The organism is Luteitalea sp. TBR-22 (assembly GCF_016865485.1).
Classification (GTDB): Bacteria; Acidobacteriota; Vicinamibacteria; order Vicinamibacterales; family Vicinamibacteraceae; genus Luteitalea.
This window is the reverse complement of the sequence record NZ_AP024452.1, coordinates 5,916,562-5,936,644: the sequence shown is the minus strand read 5'-3', so window position 1 is coordinate 5,936,644 and position 20,083 is coordinate 5,916,562. Positions and strand designations below refer to the sequence as shown.

Annotated in this window: 18 protein-coding genes; 9 read left to right on the top strand and 9 right to left on the bottom strand. The window is 71.3% G+C overall.

All coding sequences use genetic code 11. The features are described from left to right. Positions 1-77 precede the first annotated feature (77 nt). Positions 78-1,616, top strand: a complete 1,539-nt coding sequence (locus tag TBR22_RS24435; protein WP_239490455.1) for a tetratricopeptide repeat protein — start codon at positions 78-80, stop codon at positions 1,614-1,616. Here TBR22_RS24435 and TBR22_RS24430 read toward each other — a convergent pair. From TBR22_RS24430 to TBR22_RS24390, 9 genes are all read right to left on the bottom strand, one after another. Then, complete coding sequence (locus TBR22_RS24430; protein ID WP_239490454.1) at positions 1,597-3,183, bottom strand: CRTAC1 family protein; 1,587 nt, start codon at positions 3,181-3,183, stop codon at positions 1,597-1,599. The two genes, TBR22_RS24435 and TBR22_RS24430, sit on opposite strands and share 20 nt — an antisense overlap. Positions 3,184-3,395: 212 nt before the next feature. Further along, positions 3,396-3,854 carry a GatB/YqeY domain-containing protein gene (locus TBR22_RS24425; protein WP_239490453.1) on the bottom strand — a complete coding sequence of 153 codons (459 nt, stop codon included), beginning with the start codon at positions 3,852-3,854 and terminating at the stop codon, positions 3,396-3,398. Between the two features lie 40 nt (positions 3,855-3,894). After that, positions 3,895-4,746 (bottom strand): hypothetical protein, encoded by an 852-nt coding sequence (locus TBR22_RS24420; protein WP_239490452.1) that lies wholly within the window; start codon positions 4,744-4,746, stop codon positions 3,895-3,897. Between the two features lie 156 nt (positions 4,747-4,902). Continuing rightward, a complete protein-coding gene (locus tag TBR22_RS24415; protein ID WP_239490451.1) occupies positions 4,903-6,009 on the bottom strand; it encodes a DegT/DnrJ/EryC1/StrS aminotransferase family protein in 1,107 nt (368 codons plus the stop codon). Next, positions 6,009-7,004, bottom strand: coding sequence for an NAD(P)-dependent oxidoreductase (locus tag TBR22_RS24410; RefSeq protein WP_239490450.1), 996 nt, complete (start codon positions 7,002-7,004; stop codon positions 6,009-6,011). Before TBR22_RS24410 ends, TBR22_RS24415 begins: the two co-directional genes overlap by 1 nt. Then, positions 7,001-7,753: a glycosyltransferase family 2 protein gene (locus TBR22_RS24405; RefSeq protein WP_239490449.1), complete on the bottom strand. Its 753-nt coding sequence runs from the start codon at positions 7,751-7,753 to the stop codon at positions 7,001-7,003. Before TBR22_RS24405 ends, TBR22_RS24410 begins: the two co-directional genes overlap by 4 nt. A 26-nt stretch (positions 7,754-7,779) precedes the next feature. Next, a complete protein-coding gene (locus TBR22_RS24400) occupies positions 7,780-8,523 on the bottom strand; it encodes a polyprenol monophosphomannose synthase (RefSeq protein ID WP_239490448.1) in 744 nt (247 codons plus the stop codon). Next, the gene (locus TBR22_RS24395; RefSeq protein ID WP_239490447.1) at positions 8,520-9,380 is read right to left on the bottom strand and encodes a glycosyltransferase family 2 protein; all 861 of its coding nucleotides are present in this window, start codon (positions 9,378-9,380) and stop codon (positions 8,520-8,522) included. The genes TBR22_RS24400 and TBR22_RS24395 overlap by 4 nt, the downstream gene beginning before the upstream one ends. A 6-nt stretch (positions 9,381-9,386) precedes the next feature. After that, a complete protein-coding gene (locus tag TBR22_RS24390) occupies positions 9,387-10,424 on the bottom strand; it encodes a glycosyltransferase family 4 protein (RefSeq protein ID WP_239490446.1) in 1,038 nt (345 codons plus the stop codon). A 169-nt stretch (positions 10,425-10,593) separates the two neighbouring features. Between TBR22_RS24390 and TBR22_RS24385 the strand changes: the two genes are divergently transcribed. The 8 genes from TBR22_RS24385 to murD are packed head-to-tail and all read left to right on the top strand — an operon-like array spanning position 10,594 to position 20,067. Further along, on the top strand, positions 10,594-11,040 hold the full coding sequence (locus TBR22_RS24385) for a division/cell wall cluster transcriptional repressor MraZ (RefSeq protein WP_239490445.1): 447 nt from the start codon (positions 10,594-10,596) through the stop codon (positions 11,038-11,040). A 7-nt stretch (positions 11,041-11,047) separates the two neighbouring features. Beyond that, positions 11,048-11,932, top strand: a complete 885-nt coding sequence (rsmH, locus tag TBR22_RS24380) for a 16S rRNA (cytosine(1402)-N(4))-methyltransferase RsmH (protein WP_239490444.1) — start codon at positions 11,048-11,050, stop codon at positions 11,930-11,932. A 1-nt stretch (position 11,933) separates the two neighbouring features. Continuing rightward, on the top strand, positions 11,934-12,317 hold the full coding sequence (gene ftsL, locus TBR22_RS24375; RefSeq protein WP_239490443.1) for a cell division protein FtsL: 384 nt from the start codon (positions 11,934-11,936) through the stop codon (positions 12,315-12,317). Beyond that, a complete protein-coding gene (locus tag TBR22_RS24370) occupies positions 12,314-14,671 on the top strand; it encodes a penicillin-binding protein (RefSeq protein WP_239490442.1) in 2,358 nt (785 codons plus the stop codon). The genes ftsL and TBR22_RS24370 overlap by 4 nt, the downstream gene beginning before the upstream one ends. Then, complete coding sequence (locus TBR22_RS24365) at positions 14,671-16,209, top strand: UDP-N-acetylmuramoyl-L-alanyl-D-glutamate--2,6-diaminopimelate ligase (RefSeq protein ID WP_239490441.1); 1,539 nt, start codon at positions 14,671-14,673, stop codon at positions 16,207-16,209. Before TBR22_RS24370 ends, TBR22_RS24365 begins: the two co-directional genes overlap by 1 nt. Next, entirely contained in the window at positions 16,206-17,594 is a 1,389-nt protein-coding gene (murF, locus tag TBR22_RS24360) for a UDP-N-acetylmuramoyl-tripeptide--D-alanyl-D-alanine ligase (protein ID WP_239490440.1), read from the top strand. The genes TBR22_RS24365 and murF overlap by 4 nt, the downstream gene beginning before the upstream one ends. Further along, positions 17,594-18,679 (top strand): phospho-N-acetylmuramoyl-pentapeptide-transferase, encoded by a 1,086-nt coding sequence (mraY, locus tag TBR22_RS24355; protein ID WP_239490439.1) that lies wholly within the window; start codon positions 17,594-17,596, stop codon positions 18,677-18,679. The genes murF and mraY overlap by 1 nt, the downstream gene beginning before the upstream one ends. After that, positions 18,676-20,067 carry a UDP-N-acetylmuramoyl-L-alanine--D-glutamate ligase gene (murD, locus tag TBR22_RS24350; protein WP_239490438.1) on the top strand — a complete coding sequence of 464 codons (1,392 nt, stop codon included), beginning with the start codon at positions 18,676-18,678 and terminating at the stop codon, positions 20,065-20,067. The genes mraY and murD overlap by 4 nt, the downstream gene beginning before the upstream one ends. Positions 20,068-20,083: the final 16 nt, after the last annotated feature.

The following is a 20,083-nucleotide window of genomic DNA, read 5'->3' as shown; positions in this document are numbered from 1 at the left end:
TTCTCGCACGCGCCATCAGGGCGAGCCGGCCTCCCCGTGTTGACGGACCCGTTGTCAGCGGCCTACAAGTGGCTGTGATGAACCCGTTGCGCGTGTCGGTGGTGATGGTGGTGCTCGTCGGCGGCGTGCCGTACGTGGGACTGGCCGCGCAGGCCCGGGCCACGTCCCGTCCCCAGGCTGCGGCCGGCGACACCGCGGCGTTGCGCGCGCAGGGCGAGGCTGCACTCGACGCCTCGAGGTTCGGCGAGGCCGAGGCCATCTTCCAGCGCCTGGTGGCACAGGCGCCCACCGACCCGGTGGCGCAGATGCAACTGGGGATGGCCCGCGCGATGGGCGGTCGCACCGCCGAGGCCATTGCGCCCCTGCGCGAGGCCCTGCGGCTTCGCCCCGACCTGCTGCCCGCCCGGCTCTTCCTGGGCATCTCCTATCTCGAACTCGGGAAGCCGAAGGAGGCCGTGCCGCCGTTGCGCCAGGTCGTGCAGGCCGACGAAGGCAACGCCAACGCACGCCAGGCGCTCGCCGAGGCCCTGCTGTCGCTCGACCAGTACGCCGAGGCCAGCGTGCAGTTGCAGGCCTTGTCGGTCACGCAGCCGCAGTCGCCGCAGGTCTGGGCCGCGCTCGGCCGCAGCTACGAAGGCGTTGCGCGTGAGGCATTCGCGGCGCTGCAGGGGATCGACGCCGACTCGCCTTACGTCTGGCTGCTCGCCGCCGACGTGATGGCCGTGGAGGAAAAGTACGCGGGCGCCTTCTCGCTGATCAAGAAGGCGCAGGCGGCGCTGCCGACGCTGCCAGGCGTCCACCTCACGCTGGCGCGGGTCTATGCGGCCAGCGGTCATGCCGACTGGGCCGGCGTCGAGCAGAAGAAGGCCGAGGCCGAGAAACCGTCGTGTGAGGCCGTGCCCGTCGCGTGTGCCTACCTCTCGGCAGACTTCCAGGACGTCCTGGCACGCACCGCGACCGCCACCCAGCCGGCCGCCCTCTACTGGCGGGCGAAGGCTGCCAACGAACTGGCCAACTACGCCTTCGACAAGCTCGGAAAGCTTCCGCCCTCGGTCGAGTTGTTCACCGTGCGCGCCGGCATCGCGCGCGACCAGAACCAGCCGCTCGAGGCGGCCGCGTACCTGCGCGAAGCCCTGAAGCTGGCGCCCGGGGAACCCGGGCTGGAGCGGGAACTCGCCGGGGCACTCTACGCGGCGCGTGACCTGGAGGCGGCCCTCCCGCTCCTCGAGAAGCTGCACGGCATGACGCCCGGCGCCCCCGACCTGCAGGTCGCCCTCGGCGAGGCGCTGCTGCAGGCCCAGCAGGTGGATCGCGCCGTCGAGCTGCTCGGCAAGGCGGTGGCGGCCGTCCCGACGATGCTGCCTGCACAGGCCGCGCTCGGACGTGCCCTCGTGCAGAAGGGAGACCACGCGGCCGCGATCCCGCACCTCGAGAAGGCGCTGGCCGCCGACCCCGACGGCAGCGTCCACTACCAGCTCGCGCAGGCGATGCAGCGCACGGGCAAGCCCGAGCGCGCCAAGCTGCTCCTGGCCGAGTACCAGAAGCGGTCGCAGGCCGCCGCCCCGGCCGCCGCCGCGCCTGCCGACGCCCAGGCGATCACGCCCCCGGTTCCGTGACCTCCACCACCTGGTCGACGCCCGGCGCCTGCACGACCTGCGTGCGCCCCGATGGCCAGGTCACCTCGATGCCCGGCGGGGCGGCGGCGTCGCCGAGCCCCACGTGCACGCCGCGCAGCGTCGACGAGGCGTAACCAGACGCTGACGTCATGGCGTGGCGGCGCCCGCCGACCGTGACGATGGCGCCGAGGCCGTCGCGGTTGGAGGCCCGCCCCCGCAGGCGGACGCGCAGCCAGTGGCCCGCGGGGCCTTCGTTCCTCCAGATCTCGACCGGTCCGCCCAGGCTCGTCGTCACCAGGTCGAGCCGGCCGTCGTCGTCGAGGTCGACCGCGAGCAGGCCGCGGTGCGCCGCGGTGGCGGCCGACAGTTCGGGGCCCGACAGCGCGGTGACGTCCTCGAAGGTCGTGCCGCGATTGAGCAGGATGGCGTTGGCCTCCTTGTATGTCGAGGCCTCGAAGCGATCGATCAGGTCGTTGACGTGCGCGTTGGCGGTCGCGATGTCGACGCGGCCGTCGTTGTCGAGGTCGGCCAACGCCAGGCCCCAGCCGCTGCGCTGGCTGCTCGGCGCGGCGAGCCGGGCCTGGTGCGTGCCGTCGTGGAACGTCATGCCGCCGTCGTTGACGTAGAGCGGGAAGGTCTCGCCCTTGAGCGCGGTCACGAGCAGGTCGGGGCGGCCGTCGCCCGTCACGTCGTGCACCGCGGCCCCCATGCTGGAGATCGGCCGGCCGAAGCCGGGCAGCGCCACGCCGGCCAGCAGGCCAGTCTCCTCGAAGCGCCTGCCGTCGACGTTGTGGAACAGGAAGTTGGGCACGCCATCGTTGGTCACGAACAGGTCGTCGCGCCCATCGGCGTCGAAGTCGGCGACTGCCACGCTCATGCCCTTGCCGACGTGCGCCGCGATGCCGCTGGCCTTCGACACGTCCTCGAACGTGCCGTCGCCCTTGTTGCGATAGAGCTGGTTGGGCAGGCCCGCGAAGTACTTCGGGTGACAGTACACACGCAGGTCGCGGACGCGATCGCCGCAGAAGCGGTTGGCCTGTGGCAACCAGTCGAGATAGTTGACGACGAACAGGTCGAGGCGCCCGTCACGGTCGACGTCCACCCACGCGGCCGCGACCGACCAGGGCGACGACGCGATCCCGGCCCGCGTCGTCACGTCCTCGAAGCGACCCTGCCCGGTGTTGCGGTAGAGCGTGGGCTGGCCGACACCCGGCACGAACAGGTCCACGTGCCCGTCGTTGTCGTAGTCACCGGCGGCCGCGCCCATCGCGAAGCCCCGCCCGGCAAGTCCGGCGCGGTCGGTGACGTCCTCGAACTTCATGCCGCCGAGGTTCCGATACAGGCGGTTGTGGAACCGTGTGTCGGCCTTGGCGAGGTCAGGGGTGGCGTTGCCGTTGGCGAAGAACAGATCGACGCGCCCGTCGTCGTCGTAGTCGAAGGCCGCCAACCCGCCGGGCATGGTCTCGATGAGGCGCTTGTCGGGCGTCGGGGCGTGCTCGAGGACGAAGGCCACGCCGCTGTCCGGCTGGACGTTGCGGAACCGGGGCGGGGCAGGTTGGGTGAGCACCGTCGCCGTCGCGACCGCGACGGCCCACGCAACCGACAGTGGCAGGCGGAGAGGGCGGGGGGCAGACAAAAAGACGGCCTCGTTGAGGGACGAGGCCGTCAAAGGAGGATGGATGAGAGGCTCGTTTCAGAAGCCTTCATTCCATATGACGAACCTCGGTGCAGAAAGTTTAACGACGTGATGGTTCGCGCGCGGAGTGGGGCAGGATTGCCTCAGGCCGACGCCAGCCGGGCCTTGACCTGCTCGTTGACGGCCTTGCCGTCCACGACCTGCCCGGCCAGCCTGGGCATCAGCACCTTCATGACCTTGCCCATGTCCTTCGGGCCGGCGGCGCCGCTCTCGCGCACCGCCTCCTCGATCAGCGCCGAGAGGGCGGCCTCGTCGAGCGCGGCGGGCAGGTACCGCTCGAGGATGGCGGCCTCGCGGCGCTCCTTCTCGGCGAGTTCCTCGCGTCCGGCGGCGCTGAACTGGCTCGCGCTGTCCTTTCGCTGCTTCACCAGCGTCGTGACGACCTGCAGGGCCTCCCGATCCTCGAGGTCGCGAGTCAGCTCGACGCGCTTGTTGGTGAGCGCGGTCTTGAGCATGCGGAGGGTGTCGAGGGTTTCCTGGTCACGGGCCCGGAGTGCCGACGCGAGGTCGGCGTTCACCCGGACGGGAAGCGAGTCGCTCATGCGTTCCTGTGGTGCGCCCGGCCATGGAGCCGGCGCCCTGTCATGGCCGTGGCGGCGTGGGGGAATAGGGGTTGATGTACTTGGCGCGGTCCGGCTCGAGCGTCGACGGCGTGGCCGAGGAGCCCGGCGTGGGGCCGGCGGGAAGCCCGTACGGGTTGGCTGGCACCGCGTTGCCGTTGCCGGCCGCGCCCGGCGTGCCCTGCTGTGTCGGCGTCGGCAGCACGCCGGGGCGGCTGGTGGTCTGGCCGAGGCTACCCATCGGCGACGCGGACGGCTGTGAGCCGGCCTGCGCGGCCGCCTCGGCCGCCTGCTGCTCGGCCTGCCGTGCCGCGAAGTAGCGCTGAGGATTCGCGTAGTCGAAGTTGGTGGACGACACCGGCTGTTCGACCCCGGCCGCCTGCGGCGGCTCCTGCGCCTCCTGCACCAGGGCCTGCTGGGCCTGCGCGTCCTCGTCGGCCTGCACCGGTGGCGTGTTCTGCACCGCGACGCCGGGCGCCTGGCGCGTTGCCGCCGGGGTGTTCCTGGCGGCCATCCCGGCCCCGGGCGAGGTGCCCATCACGATCAATCGGTCGAACCTCGACAGATTGGCGGCTGCCGCCTGGGTGCGCGGCGCCGCGATGTAGCCGGCGGCTCCCCGCAGGACGATGTCGAGTGCCTCGCGCTCAGGGACGTTCTCGAGCCGGAGTGTCAGGGGGGTACCGGGGATGCGATCGCCGTCGACCACCCGCACCTGCCCCTGCCGGGCCCACTCGGCCAGGATGGCGGCGGGCATGGCGTTCTGGGTGATCAACGTCACCCGGCCCTCCCTCAGCGTCAGGGTGATGGACTGGGCCGAGACGGACGCGGCCGACATCCCGAGCAGGGCGGCAGCGAGCAGGAACGGTCGGGACATGGGGACCACCTGACACGCGCGCGACAGAGGGGTCGAGGAGCAGACGGCAGTGTGCGCGCGAGATCCAAGTATAGGACGGGAGTCGGCCGTCGGCAGTCGGCCGTCGGTGTAGAGATAGGGCGGGGTGTCCCACCTCGCCGCTGGGTGGCCGACGGCTCAGAGGGCCGGTGCGAACGACATCACCGCGTCGGCAACCAGATCCGCGTCGTGCAGCGACAGCGACGGGTAGAGCGGCAGCGAGCACACCTGCGCCGCCGCCCTGACGGCCTCCGGGCAGTCGGCAGGCGCCTCGGACTGGATGGCGGGCTGCTCGGTGAGCGCTTTGGGGTAGTGCACCAGGGTCTGGACGCCCTGCGCCAGCATGTGCGCGCGGAAGGCGTCGCGCTGCGTCGTCCGCACCACGAACAGGTGATAGACGTGGCCGGCGTCGAACTCGGCCGGTACGTGGACCGGGCCGCCGGCCAGGCGGGTCCGATAGTGGGCCGCGATGGCCCGACGCTGGGCGGTCCAGCCGGGCAGTCGCTGCAGCCGTTCGCGCAGGATGGCGGCCTGCATCTCGTCGAGGCGCGAGTTCACGCCGAACTCGTCGTGCTGGTAGGTCGTCTTCTGGCCGCCGTTGCGCAGGCGCCTCAGGCGGTCGGCCAGGGCGGCATCGCCGGTGGTGATCGCCCCCGCGTCGCCGAGGGCGCCGAGGTTCTTGGTCGGGTAGAAGCTGAACGCCGCGCCGCTGCCGAAGCTGCCGACGGGCGCCCCGCCGCAGGTGGCCAGGTGGGCCTGCGCGGCGTCCTCGACGAGCGCGAGCCCGTGGCGGGAGGCGAGCGCGGCAATCGCCGGCATGTCGGCGGGCTGCCCGTAGAGGTGCACCGGCATGATGGCGGCGGTGCGCGGCGTGATTGCGGCCGCGACCGTCTCCGGCGTGATCGTGTGGCGCTCGGGATCGATGTCGGCAAACACCGGTCGCGCGCCCGCCATCATCACGGCCAGGGCGGTGTAGGCGGCCGAGAGCGGTGCCGTGATGACCTCATCGCCGGGGCCGATGCCGAGACCGCGCAGCAGCAGCGCGATGGCGTCGGTGCCGGTGTTGACCCCGATCGCATGCGCCGCGCCGGAGGCTGCCGCGAACTCCGCCTCGAAGGCCTCGAGCTCGGGGCCCAGGATGAACCAGCCGCGGTCGATGACGCGGTTGACGGCGGCGCGCAGGGCGTCGGCGTCCTCGCCCGGGCGCAGCGACAGGAACGGGACGCGGACGTCGGGCGTGTGCATCAGAGGTAGCGGGGCAGGTGCTCGCGATAGAACGCGATCGTGCGCGTCAGGCCCTCGCGCAGCGTGACGGCCGGAGTCCAGCCGGTGGTGGTGCGGAAGCGGGTCGAGTCGGCGTAGAAGCTGCCGATGTCGATGGCCTTCTTCTCCGCGGGCCACTCGACGAAGCGGCGGCGCCCGGAATTGGCGACCTCGATCATCAGCTCGACCAGGTCCTTGTGCTTGATCGGCTCGGACCCGCCGACGTTGAACACCTGGCCGTTGCAGGTGTCCATCGCGCCGGCCCGCAGGAAGGCGTCGCACGCGTCGTCGACGTACACGAAGTCGCGCATCTGCATGCCGTCGCCGAAGATCTCGATTTCCTGGTCCTCGACGATGCGGCGGATGAACCAGCCGATGAAGCCCTGGCGGTTGTGCTTCACCAGCTGGCGCGGACCGTAGATGTTGGTCAGGCGCAGCGAGCAGGCGCGGACGCCGAACACGTTGTTGTAGACCAGGTGGTACTGCTCGCCGGCGGCCTTGTTGATGCCGTTGACGTCGGTCGGGCGCACCAGGTGGTTCTCGTCGACCGGGAGGTAGTCGGGCTTGCCGTAGATCTGGCGCGTGCCCGCGAACACGACCTTGACGCCGGGGTTGTTGCGGCGGCAGGCCTCGAGCACGGTCATCTGGCTGCGGCAGTTGATCTCGAGATCCGTGTACGGATCCCGCATCGAGTCGATGTGGCTGACCTGCCCGGCCAGGTTGAAGATCACCTCGCGCCCCTGCACGAGGTAGTTCATCGTCGTCTGCTGCCGGATGTCGGCGACGTTGACGCGGACGCGATCCTCGATGCCGCGGATGTTCTCGAGCGAACCGCCGTAGTCGGGAATCAGCGAGTCGACCAGCAGCACGTCGGCGCCGAGGTCGACGAGGGCGCGCGCCAGGTTGCTGCCGATGAAGCCGAGCCCGCCGGTGATCATCACGCGGCGGCCGCGGTACGACGCCTGATAGTCGGTCATGCCCGCGCCTGCGGAGCCGCCCGGTGCACCTTCTTGATGACCAGGTCGTGCCAGAGCCGCAGCACGTCGAGGCCGGTGCGGAAGATGCGGCGGAAGTTGAAGAACTGCGACTTGCCGTAGGCGCGGTGGTAGTGGTGCACGGGCACCTCCGCGATCCGGAAGCCGCCGTCGGTGATCTTCTTCATCATCTCGAGGCAGATGACGCCGCTGTCCTTGGTCAGCGTCACGGTGTCGAAGATGGAGCGGCGCATCAGCCGGAAGTCGCAGTCGACGTCGCGCACGCCCAGGCCGAACAGCGTCTTGACCGTGTGATGGTAGAGCCGGCCGATCACGATGCGGTGGAAGGGGTCCGATCGCGCGATCTTGTAGCCGTTCACCAGGTCCACGCCCGGCCCCATCCGCTCCCACAACAGGGCGACCTCCGACGGGTCGTACTGCGCGTCGCCGTCGGTGTAGAAGACGAACTCCTTGGTGGCCGCCTCGAACCCGCTGCGCAGGGCGCCGCCGTAGCCCCGGTTCTTCGGGTGGTGGACGATGCGCACCTGCGGGTACATCCGCGCCAGCTCGTCGAGGATCTGGGGCGTGCCGTCCTTGCTGCCGTCGTTGACGACGATCACCTCGTGGTCCGGCGTGAGCGCGCGCGCCGCCAGCAACGCCGACACCACCATGCTGGCGATGGTGCCGCTGTCGTTGTAGGCCGGGAAGAAGATGCTCAGGCCGGCAGGTGTTCTGGCAGGGGTCTCAGGCATACCCGAACAGGCAACACTAGCACACCTCAGCCACGCCGCCCGCGCCACGACGGGTGACGCAGGACCAGCCGCCAGGGCACGAACACCGACTCCAGGATGACGCCGCGCGACATCTTCGACTGCCCCTCGCGCCGCTCGACGTAGATGATCGGCACCTCGCCGATTCGTGCCCCCGTCCCCATCGCCTGGTAGAGCATCTCGACGAGGAACGCGTAGCCGTCGGACACGAAGGCCCGCAGCGGCAGCCGGGCCAGCGCCTCGCGCCGCCAGCACCGGTAGCCACTGGTGCAGTCGCACGCCGGCAGGGCCGTGATCGCCCGCACGTAGCGATTGGCGAAGGTACTGAGGATCAGCCGGCTCAGGGGCCAGTTCACCACGCTGACGCCGTACAGGTAGCGCGATCCGATCACCAGGTCGTGCGGTCCCGCCTCGATGGCCGCCACCAGGTCCGGCAGGTACTTCGGGTCGTGCGAGAAGTCGGCGTCCATCTGGCAGATCAGGTCGACCTCCATCGTGACCGCCTGCGACAGCGCATCGACGTAGGAGCGGCCGAGCCCGCGCTTGCCCGTCCGGTGCATCACGTGGACGCGCCCGGGGAACTCCGCGGCCAGGTCGTCGGCGATCCGTCCCGTGCCGTCGGGCGACGCGTCGTCCACCACGAGGATGGAGACGTGATCCCCCACCGCCAGCACCTCGCGGACGAGGATCGGCAGGTTGTCGCGCTCGTTGTAGGTCGGCGTGACGACGAGCACGCGAGGCAACGTGCTCATCCGCGCCCCTCGAAGCGGAGCGCCGAGATCTGTTCGGAGACCAGTCCGACCAGGAACACCAGCACCGAGAACATCAACAGCAGGACCGACCCGTTGGCGATGCGTCCGGAGGCGGCCACCGTCCACGCGCCGTAGAGCACGCCGAGCAGGAAGGCGCCGGCGCTGACCGGCAGGAAGATCCGCATGGGACTGTAGATCGTGACGATCTTCAGGATGATCAACAGGAACTTCGTGCCGTCGCGCGCCAGCCGGATCTTGGAGGTGCCCGTCCGCTGCCGCGCCTCGATCGGGTGGAAGCGGACGTTGTAGCCGGCCTTGATGCAGGCCAGCGTCGTGGTCGTCGGCGTCGAGAAGCCGTTCGGGATCAGGTGCAGGAACTCGCGCAGCACCGAGCGGCGTGCCCCCCGGAACCCCGACGTGAGGTCGGGGATCTCGCGCCCGGTCATGTACGCCGCAAACGCGTTCAGCAGCGAGTTGCCTGCCCGCCGCACGCCGGTCGCCTGCGTGTGCATGGCCCGCGCGCCGACCACCAGGTCGTACTCCCCCAGGTAGCCGACGATCGCCTGCGCGTCCTCGGGCTTGTGCTGGCCGTCGCCATCGATTACCAGCACGTACTCGCCGCTGGCCGCCCGCACGCCGGTCTTCACGGCGGCACCGTTGCCCTTGTTGTACGGGTGCCGAAGCACCGTCGCTCCGGCTTCCGCCGCGGCCGCCCCCGTGCCGTCGGTCGACCCATCGTCGATGAGCAGGACCTCGCGCCAGGGCGCGGCCGCGCGCAGCGCGCGGATCACGTCCCCGACGACGGGCCCCTCGTTGAAGGCGGGGATGAGGATGGAGACGCTGTCCGGGGCGGCCACGAGTGGTCAGGCGACGGGCGGTTCCTCGCGTCGCGCCAGGCCGGCGGTGAGCGCGGCGACGACTCCGTCCCAGGAGATCGCGCGGGTGCTATCGTACCCCGCCTCCCCGAGCGCAGCAGCCCGGCCGGGGTGTTGGGCAAGCTCGGCGAGGCAGGCGCCGACCGACGCCGCCTCCGGAGGGCACACGAGGCCGTTGACGCCGTGATCGACGAACTCGAGGACGCCACCGCTGTCGGTGGCCGTCACCACCGGCTTGCGCGCCTCGAAGGCTTCCAGCGTCACGTACCCGTAATCCTCGTCGAACGGGGCGAAGACCACCCCCCGCGCCCCCGCATACAGGTCGATCAACGTCCTCTCGTCAACCGCCCCGAGGAGGGCGACGCGATCCTGCAGGCCCAGCTGCTCGATTCGGGTCTCCAGGCCGTGACGGAACGTGCCTTCCCCCGCGATCAGGAGCCGCATCGGCGGCGGCACGTGCGCCATGGCCTCGATGGCCAGGTCGACGCGCTTGACGGTCTCGAGGCGCCCGACCGAAAGGAAATAGTCGCCATAAGGGCCCGAGCGCAACTTCGGGGCCAGCGGTGAGGGGTGGTACAGGGGCGTCGACGGCACCCCGTTGAAGCGGGTGAGCCGGTCAGAGGTCGTGCGCGAGATGGTGTAGACCGCCGCGCATTCGCCCAGCATCTCCCGGTCGAGGGCGCGAATACGCTCCCGGACCGCGGTGTCCTCTTCGCGGTGGTCGAAATCGGCGTACTCGGTGCCGCAGAGGTCGTAGGCCGCGCGGTACTGGTGCATCAGCCAGGTCACCTTGTGGGGGTGGCGGACGCAGTAGGTGGGGAACTTGGTGGGGATGACCAGGTCGATGGGCCGGCCGCAGCTCTCGCTCAGGTCCAACAGCCGCCAGGCGGCCGCGTGCGCCATCAACTCCTGCTTCGGGTACCACTTGAACGGCACGCTGACGCGCTCGACGAGGCAGCCGTGTCGCTCGAGCTGGGTGACCAGCTCACGCACCAGCGCCTCGGCCCCCCCGCGGACGAAGGGCACCTGCGCCTCGCAGACAAGCACCGTCGGGGCCAAGCGTCGAGCATCCTAACATGCGGCCTTCTGGCGAAGCGAAGGCGAAGTCCTTCGGGCTCAGAACTTTCCGTTGACACCCGTTTCGGCGATGCCTATTCTCGCCGTGGACCAAAGTGGACGAAAGTGGAGAGCTGTGGTGCTCCGCGGCCGCATTTCAACAAGGATTGATGACAAGGGGCGCCTCAAGGTGCCCAGCGCGTTCCGCGCGCACATCGAGCAGGAGTACGGGCCGGAGCTCTACCTGACCAGCCTGTCTCCCACTGGGGAATTCGTCCGCCTGTACCCCCTGAAGGTCTGGGAAGCGATCGAGGAGAAGCTCCGGTCGCTGCCACAACTCCATCCGGCCCGCAAATCCTTCGAAATGACCACTTCCTACTGGGGCCAGATGGCCGAATTCGACGCCCAGGGACGAGTGGTCCTCCCTCCCCCCCTCCGCGAAGCCGCCGGGGCGTCTGCCGATGTCGACGTCCTGGGCATGCAGACCTGCCTCGACATCTGGAACAGCGACCGCATCAGGTCCAGGGTCCTGTCCGACGGGCTCAATGACGCCCACCTCGCCGACCTCGCCGCCTTGGGGATCTGACCGCGTCATGCACGCCCCGGTACTCGTCGCGGAGGTCATCAGGCACCTGGCACCCGCACGCGGGGGCCTGTTCGTCGACTGCACCCTGGGTGCGGGCGGGCATACGCGCGCCCTGCTCGACGCCGGCGCCTCGCGGGTGCTCGCCTTCGATCGCGATCGCACGGCCTTTCCCCTGGCCTCGGCCGCCCTCGAGGGCTGCCTCGACCGCGTCGAGATGGTCCACGCCGACTATCGCAGACTCGGGGACGTGCTCGACGCCCGGGGTCTGACACACGTCGACGGCGGCATCCTGGCCGATCTCGGCGTCTCGTCCATGCAGTTGGACGACGCGGAGCGCGGGTTCAGCTTCCGGGCCGATGCGCCGCTGGACATGCGGATGGACCGCGACAGCGGCCCCACCGCGGCCACGCTCCTCCAGACGGTCGAGGAAACGGCGCTGGCCGACGTGATCTACCAGTACGGCGAGGAGCGCTTCTCGCGCCGCATCGCCCGCGCCATCGTCCGGGCCCGCGAGCTCGGTCCCCTCGAGACCACGGGACAGCTGGCGGCCATCGTCCGTCGCGCCGTGCCGACCAGGGGCTGGCAGCGGATCGATCCGGCGACGCGGACCTTCCAGGCCCTGCGTATCTGGGTCAACCGCGAGCTCGAGGGGCTGGATGTCTTCATCCGGCAGGCCGTGGCCCGGCTGGCTGCGGGCGCGCGCCTGGCGATCATCGCCTTCCACTCGCTCGAGGACCGGATCGTCAAGCACACGTTCCGGGCACTGGCGCAGGCGCCGGACCCGCTCGTCTCGCTCGTCACCCGGCGGCCGATCGAGGCCACCGAGGACGAAATCGCCCGCAACCCGCGCGCCCGGAGCGCCAAGCTGCGCGTCGCCGAAAGGCTGGCCTGACGTGGACAACGACTTCGTTCTCCGCAAGCAGGTACAGAACCACACGATCGTCCGCGAGGTGGACCACGCGCGGCAGCGCGACCTGGCCCGCACGGTGGTCGGCGGTGCCTGCGTGCTGGCTGCGGTCCTGTTCGCGGCGTGGCAGCACCTCGACGCGCGGCAGCTCTCGCGGCAACTGGTCGACCTGTCCCGCGAGCGCGCGACGCTGCTCGAGAAGCAGCGTCACCTCACCCTCGAGAAGGTCTCCCTCGAGCGGCCGTCCCGCATCGAGGCCATCGCGACGCGCCAGCTGCAGATGAAGGCGCCGACCCGCGAGACGTCCGCCGTGATCGAGCGGGTGGTGGCGACGCCGCCGCCGGCCAGCGCCGTGGTGGCCCAGCGGTGACCCTCCGTTCCCGCGACATCGCCGAGGCCAGCGCGGCCCTCAACAACCCGCGCCTGGTGCGCGCCGCCGTCCGCGCCGACGAGGCGGAGGCGGGCCAGCCTGCGCAGATCGACTGGCGCCTGACCGTGCGTCCGCGCCTGGCGTTCGCCGGCGCGTTGATGCTCTTCTGGGCCCTGGCAATCGTCGCCCGCCTCGCGTACCTGCAGGTGTACCAGCACAAGGCGCTGGTCGCGCGGGCCGAAAGCCAGCAGAGCCAGACGATCGAGCTGAACCCGCGGCGCGGCCGCATCCTCGACCGCTACGGACGTCTCCTGGCCTACAGCGTCGACGGCGACATGATCTACGCCGTCCCGAGCGACGTCGACGACCCGGCGGCGCTCGCCGCGAAGCTCTGCGCGGCCCTCGACGACTGCGACGCCGAGGAACGCGCGTCGCTGACGCAGCGACTCGACGCCCGGCGCGACAAGGCCCTCGTGCTCGGCACCCTCTCGGAGGCCGAAGCCGACGGCATCGCCTCGCTGGGCGAGCCCGGTCTGGTGGTCAACCGCGGCAAGGGTGGTCGCACCGGGACCCTCACGGTCAACACGGCGGAGGTCGAGGCCGGCCAGGCCGCGCGCCTCGCCCTGGCCGTGTGCGAAAAGCTGGTGACCTGCAGCGACGACACGCGCGAGACGATCGAGAAGCGCCTCGAGGGCAAGAAGTCCTTCGTGTACATCCGTCGTCGCGCCACGCCGGCCGAGGCCCAGCGCATCGCGGCCCTCAAGCTCGATGGCGTGGGCTTCATGAAGGAGAGCCGCCGCTACTACCCCAACCGCGAGCTCGCCTCCTCGCTCCTCGGCTTCGTCGACGCGAAGAACCACGGCGTCGGGGGCCTCGAGCTGGTGCACAACAAGGCAGTGTCGGGGACGGGCGGCACGCTGATCGTGCAGCACGACGCACAGCACAACGTGCTCTCGGCCGTCGTGCGGCAGGCGCCCACCGCCGGCATGAGCCTCGAGCTGACGATCGACGCGCGGTTGCAGTTCATCGCGGAGCGCGAGCTGCGCGCCGCCGTCGAGGCGCACGGCGCCGAGGGCGGCACCGTGGTGATGATGGACCCGAACACGGGCGAGATCCTCGCGCTCGTGAGCGAGCCGAACTTCAACCCGAACGACTCCAGCAAGGTGGACCGGCGCAACCGCGTCAATCGCGCCGTCGAGTCGATCTACGAGCCCGGCTCCACCTTCAAGACGATCACCGCGGCTGCCGCGCTCGAGGAAGGCGTCATCTCGCCCACCGACATCGTCGACGCGACGATGCCGTGCCGGTTCGGCAGCGCGAAGGCGATCACCGACGTGCACCAGGTCGGCGTCGTGCCGTTCGAGACCGTCTTCGCCAAGTCCAGCAACTGCGGCACCGCCCGCGTCGCGGTCCAGCGCCTCGGCACCGAGCGGATGATGCGGTACGTCAAGCGCTTCGGCTTCGGGACCCGCGCGACGCGCGACTTCCCGGCCGAGAGCGCCGGCATCACCAAGCGGCCGCAGGACGTGCGCGAGCACGACCTGGCGCGCATCGCGATCGGCTACACCGTGGCCGTGACCCCGCTGCAGATGGCGGCGGCGATGAGCGCCGTGGCCAACGGCGGCGAGCTGCTCAAGCCGCGCATCATCCGCGCGACGATCGAGGGCGGCGTGCGCACGGCGACGACCCGCGAGGTCGTGCGGCGCGCCATCAGCCCCCGCACCTCGGCGAGGCTGACCGCGATGATGGAGGCGGTCGTCGAGCAGGGCACCGCGAAGGCGGCGCGGATCGAGGGCTATACCCTCGCGGCCAAGACCGGGACGGCGCGCAAGCTCGGGCCGGATGGGCGCGGGTATCTGATGGAGTACATGGCGTCGACGGCCGGCTTCTTCCCGTCGCGCAACCCGGCAGTCGCGATGATCGTGGTCATCGACGCGCCGAAGAAGGGCAGCATCTACGGCGGCGCGGTCGCCGCGCCGGTCTTCCAGCGGATCGCCGACGCCACGCTGCGCCACCTGGCCATCCCGCCGACCATCAACCGTCAGCCGCCGCTGCTCATCGCCCGCAGCCAGGAAGGACCGCACCTGCAGCCGGCCGGCGTCGACGGTCGAGACGCGTCGCGCGTGACCATGACCGGCCGCTCCGTGCTGCCCGACCTCGCAGGGCAGAGCGCGCGAGCGGCGGTGCGGACGCTGATCGACCTGGGCTGGGAGCCGCGCCTGCGGGGCACCGGTGACTTCGTGGTGCGCCAGAGCGCGCCGGCCGGCACGCCCGTCGGCGAGGGCGGCGTGTGCCTGCTCGAGCTCGCCCGTTACCCGGCCGAGCCGGAGCCGGTGACGGAGGTCCAGCCCTGATGGCGCCGTGGACCCTCGAGGCGTTGCTGGCCGACGTCGTGCGGCTGACGCCGCTGCAGGTGCCCGATCTGGGCGCCTCGGCCGCGCAGGTCGTGACCGGCATCGCGTACGACTCGCGCGCCGTCGCGCCTGGCGCCCTGTTCGTGGCGTTGCGTGGCACGCAGCGCGACGGCACCGAGTACGCGGCGCAGGCGATCGCGCGCGGTGCGATCGCGATCGTGGCCGACAGGGCGGCGCCTGCGCCCGTGGACGTGCCGTGGGTCGTCGCCGAGCGGGGCCGCACCGCGCTCGCGGCGTGCGCGGCCACCTATCACCGGCACCCGAGCGACCACCTGCTGCTGGTGGGCGTCACCGGCACCAACGGCAAGACGACGTCGACGTACCTGCTCGAGGGCGTCTTCACGGCGGCCGGCTGGACGTCCGGCCGCATCGGCACGACCGGCACGCGCATCGGCGCCGAGGAGCGGCCGTCGGCGCGCACGACGCCAGAGGCGCCCGACCTGCAGGGCCTGCTGCGCGAGATGGTGGACGCCGGCTGCCGGGCGTGCGCGATGGAGGTCTCGTCGCACGCGCTCGACCTCGAGCGCGTCGCCTTCACGCGGTTCGGCGCGGCGATCTTCACCAACCTCACCCGCGATCATCTCGACTACCACGGCGACATGGAGGCGTACTTCCGGGCCAAGCGCCGCCTGTTCGAGATGCTGCCGCCCGAGGCGCCGGCCGCCATCAACCTCGACGACCCGCGTGGCGAGTCGCTCCTCGGCACAGTGCGGCGCCCGGTGACCTTCGCGCTGGCGCGCGAGGCCGACGTGATGCCGACCGCGCTGGCGCTGACGCTCGGGGGTATCGAGGCAACCCTGCGCACCCCGGCGGGCGAGTTGCGCCTGCGCACCCGTCTGCCGGGCCGTCCCAATGCCTACAACGCGCTCGGCGTCGTGGCGGCCTGCGTCGGGCTCGGCCTGCCGGTCGCCGACATCGAGCGGGGCCTGGCCGACATGCCGTCGGTGCCCGGCCGCTTCGAACTGGTGTCGTCGGCCCAGGACGAGGTCAGCGTCATCGTCGACTACGCGCACACCGACGACGCGCTCAAGAACCTGCTCGAGACGGCACGCGCGCTCGCGCCGCAGCGCATCGTCACCGTCTTCGGCTGCGGCGGCGATCGGGATCGGACCAAGCGGCCGCTGATGGGCGCGGTCGCCGCGCGGCTCAGCGACCTGGTGATCCTCACGTCCGACAACCCGCGGTCCGAGGATCCGGCGGCGATCATCGACGACATCAAGCGTGGGCTGGTGCAGCCCGAGCGGCCGGCTCGCCATGCAGGTCAGGCGGTGGCCGCGGTGCAGTCGACGCCCTGGCGGGCGATCGTCGACCGGGAGGAGGCGATCACGCGCGCCATCCTCGAGGCCAAGCCGGGCGACCTGGTGGTGATCGCCGGCAAGGGACACGAGTCCACCCAGACCATCGGCGATCGCGTGCTGCCGTTCGAGGACGGCAAGGTGGCGCGCGCGGCGCTCCGCCGGCGGGGGGGCGCGCGATGAGCGGGCAGTCCTTCACGCCGACGACGGGCGAGATGGCGCAGGCGTTCGGCGGGGCGCTGCGCGGCGACGCCGGCGTGGCGCTGCCGACCGTCTCGATCGACACGCGGACCGTCAAGGCGGGCGACCTGTTCGTCGCCATCAAGGGGCCGCGCTTCGACGGCCACGCCTTCGTCGGGGAAGCAATTGCCAGGGGCGCAGCCGCCGTGGTGGTGAGCGACGCGTCGGCGGTCGAGGGCGTCGCGGTGCCGGCCATCGTCGTCGACGACACGCTGCGCGGCCTGCAGGACGCGGCGCGCGTGATCCGTCGTCGTGCCGGCTCCACCGTGGTGGCGATCACCGGCAGCGCCGGCAAGACGACCACCAAGGAGATCACGGCGACGCTGCTGTCGCGGCGCTTCACCACGTTCCGCAACCGCGGCAACCTGAACAACCACATCGGCCTGCCGCTGTCGCTCTTCGAGCTCCACGACGCGCCGCAGTTCGCGGTGATGGAGCTCGGGATGAGCGGCTTCGGCGAGATCCGCCGCCTCGTCGAGATCTCGGAGCCGCAAGTCCGCGTGTGGACCAACGTCGGCGAGGCGCACCTCGGCTTCTTCACCAGCGTCGAGGACATCGCGGTCGCCAAGCAGGAGATCCTCGAGGGCGCCAGCGGGTCGGACGTGTTCGTGGCCAACGCCGGCGACCCGCGGGTGTCGGCGCGCATGGCCGGCTTCCCGGGCCGGGTGATCTCGTTCGGCGTCGACGTGCCCGCCGACGTGGCGGTGACCGACGTGCGGGCCCGCGGCTTCGACGGCAGCGCGGCGACGCTGTCGCTGCGCGGCGAGCGCCATCCGATCGAGACGCGGCTGATGGGCGCGGCCAACCTGGCCAACATCGCGGCTGGCGCGGCCGTGGCGCTCGGCGCCGGCCTGCCGGCCGCCGACATCGTCGCCGGCATCGCCGACCTCACGCCGGCGTCGCATCGCGGCGAGGTCGTGCGCGCGCCCGGCGGGTGGGTGGTCATCGACGACGCCTACAACTCCAGCCCCAGCGCGCTGACCACGGCCCTCCGGACGCTGGCGGCGACGCCGGGCCGCCACGTCGCCGTCCTCGGCGAGATGCTGGAACTCGGCGACTTCGCCGAGGGCTACCACGCGGCCTGCGGGCAGGTGGCGGCCGAGCTCGGACTCGCGGCCATCGTTGCCGTGGGCGGGGCGCCGGCGCGGGCGCTGGCCGACGCCGCGCGCGCGGCCGGGGCGCCGGTGGTGCACCACGTGGCCGACAGCACGGCTGCGGCCGACCTCGCGCGCACCCTCGTGCGCGAGGGCGACACGGTCCTGGTGAAGGGGTCACGCGGCATCCGCATGGAAGTCGTGGTCCAGGCCCTCGCGGGAGGCGGTCGCTGATGCTGTACCACCTCCTGTTCCGGTTCCACGAGACGTTCTCGATCCTCAACGTCACGCGGTACATCACGTTCCGCACGGCGGCGGCCAGCATCACGGCCCTGGTGATCAGCCTGGCGTTCGGCGGCCTGCTGATTCGCAAGCTGCGCGAGTTCCAGATCGGCCAGGTGATCCGCCACGAGGGCCCCGAGAGCCACCGGCCCAAGGCGGGCACGCCGACGATGGGCGGGCTGCTGATCCTGGCCGCGTCGATCGTCCCGACGCTGCTGTGGGCCGACCTCACCAACGCCTACATCTGGATCGCGGTGCTCGCGACGCTGGCCTTCGGCGGCATCGGGTTCGCCGACGACTACCTGAAGATCACGCGCCGCAACCACCACGGGCTGCTGCCCCGCTACAAGTCGGGCGGCCAGCTCGTCGTGGCGCTGCTGGTCGGGATCACGTTGATCGTGCTGGCCAACAAGGGCCTGTACAACACGCGCCTGATCTTCCCGTTCTTCAAGGACCTGATCCCCGACCTCGGGCTGCTCTACATCCCGTTTGCCGTGCTGGTCCTGGTGGGCTCGTCCAACGCGGTGAACCTCACCGACGGCCTCGACGGCCTCGCCATCAGCTGTTTTGCGGTCGCTGCGGCCACGTTCACCGCGCTGGCCTACGTCACCGGGCACCGCGTGCTCGCCGACTACCTGTTGCTGGTGCGCTTCGCGCCCGCCGCCGAGCTCACGGTGTTCTGCGGCGCGCTGGTCGGCGCCAGCCTGGGCTTCCTCTGGTTCAACTCGTACCCGGCCGAGATCTTCATGGGCGACGTAGGGTCGCTGGCGCTGGGCGGCGCGCTCGGCACGGTGGCGATCCTCATCAAGCAGGAGCTGCTGCTGGTCATCGTCGGCGGCGTGTTCGTGCTCGAGGCCGCGTCGGTCATCCTGCAGGTCGGCTCGTTCAAGCTGCGCGGCAAGCGCATCTTCCGGATGGCGCCGCTGCACCACCACTTCGAGCTCAGTGGCTGGAGCGAGCCGAAGGTCATCACCCGTTTCCTGATCATCGCGATCGTCTGCGCGTTGTTCAGCCTCACCACCCTCAAGCTCCGATGACGACGATGCCGTACGACGTCTCGGGGCGCCATGTGGCGGTGGTGGGCGGCGGGCGCAGCGGCCTGGCGGCCAGTCGCCTGGTCGTGCAGCGCGGCGGGCGCGTCACCCTGATCGACGCCAAGGACGCGCTTGCCGAGCGGGCCGAACTCGAGGCGCTCGGCGTGTCGCTGGCGCTGGGCGCGATGCCCGCCGACGTGCCGGTCGACGCGGCGCTGGTCGTGGTGAGTCCCGGCGTGCCGGCCGATGCGACGCCCCTCGAGGCGGCGCGGGCCCGCGGGGTGACCGTGATCGGCGAGCTCGAGTTCGCGGCGTCGTTCCTCGCCGGTCCGGTGATCGCGATCACCGGCTCCAAGGGCAAGAGCACGACGACGACGCTGGTCGGCCGGATGATCGAGGCCTCGGGCCAGAAGGTGCTCGTCGGCGGCAACATCGGCGTGCCGTTGTCGGCGCAGGTGGACGCCTCGACGCCCGACACCTGGCACGTCGTCGAGACGAGCAGCTTCCAGCTCGAGACGATCGTCCACTACCACCCGCACGTCGCGGCGTGGCTGAACTTCTCGCCCGACCACCTTGACCGGCATCGCACCGAGGCGGCCTACGAGCAGGCCAAGGCGCGGGTGTTCGAGAACCAGGGGCCGGAGGACTGGGCGGTGGTGCCGGCCAGCGACGCGCGCATCCGCGCGCACGCCGCGCGGCACGGCGCGCGTCTGGTCGCCTTCGGCGTCGACCTGTCGCAGGAGGACGGCGTCGGCCTGCAGGGCGACGTGATCGCGCGGCGCCGCGTCCGCGGCAGCCCCGAGCCGCTGGTGCCGGTGTCGGCGGTGCGCCTCACGGGGCGCCACATGCTCGGCAACGTGATGGCGGCCTGCGCGATGGCCGATCTCGCCGGCGTGTCAGGCGACGACATGGTACGGGCCGTCGAGGGGTTCACCGGCCTCGAGCACGCGCTCGAGTACGTGGCCACCATCGACGGCGCGCGGCTCTACAACGACTCGAAGGCCACCAACGTCGAGGCCGCCACCATGGCGATCGAGGCGTTCGACGTGCCGGTGACGGCGATCGTCGGTGGCGTGTACAAGGGCGGCGACTTCGCGCGCCTCGGCCCGCCCCTGCGGGCCCGTGGGGGCAGCGTCGTGGCGATTGGCGAGGCGGCGCCGCTCGTGGAGCAGGCCCTCGGGCCGCTGGTGCCGGTGACCCGCGCGTCGACGCTCGACGACGCGGTGTCGCAGGCGCTGGCGCAGCGGGCGTCGGGCGGCGTGGTGCTGCTGGCGCCGGCCTGCGCGAGTTTCGACATGTTCCGCGACTACGCCGATCGTGGTCGCGCATTCAAGGCCATCGTCGCCCGCCTCGCGGCGGCGCGCGGCGGCCAGGAGGTGCGGAACGGGTGAGTGGTGAGCAGTCATC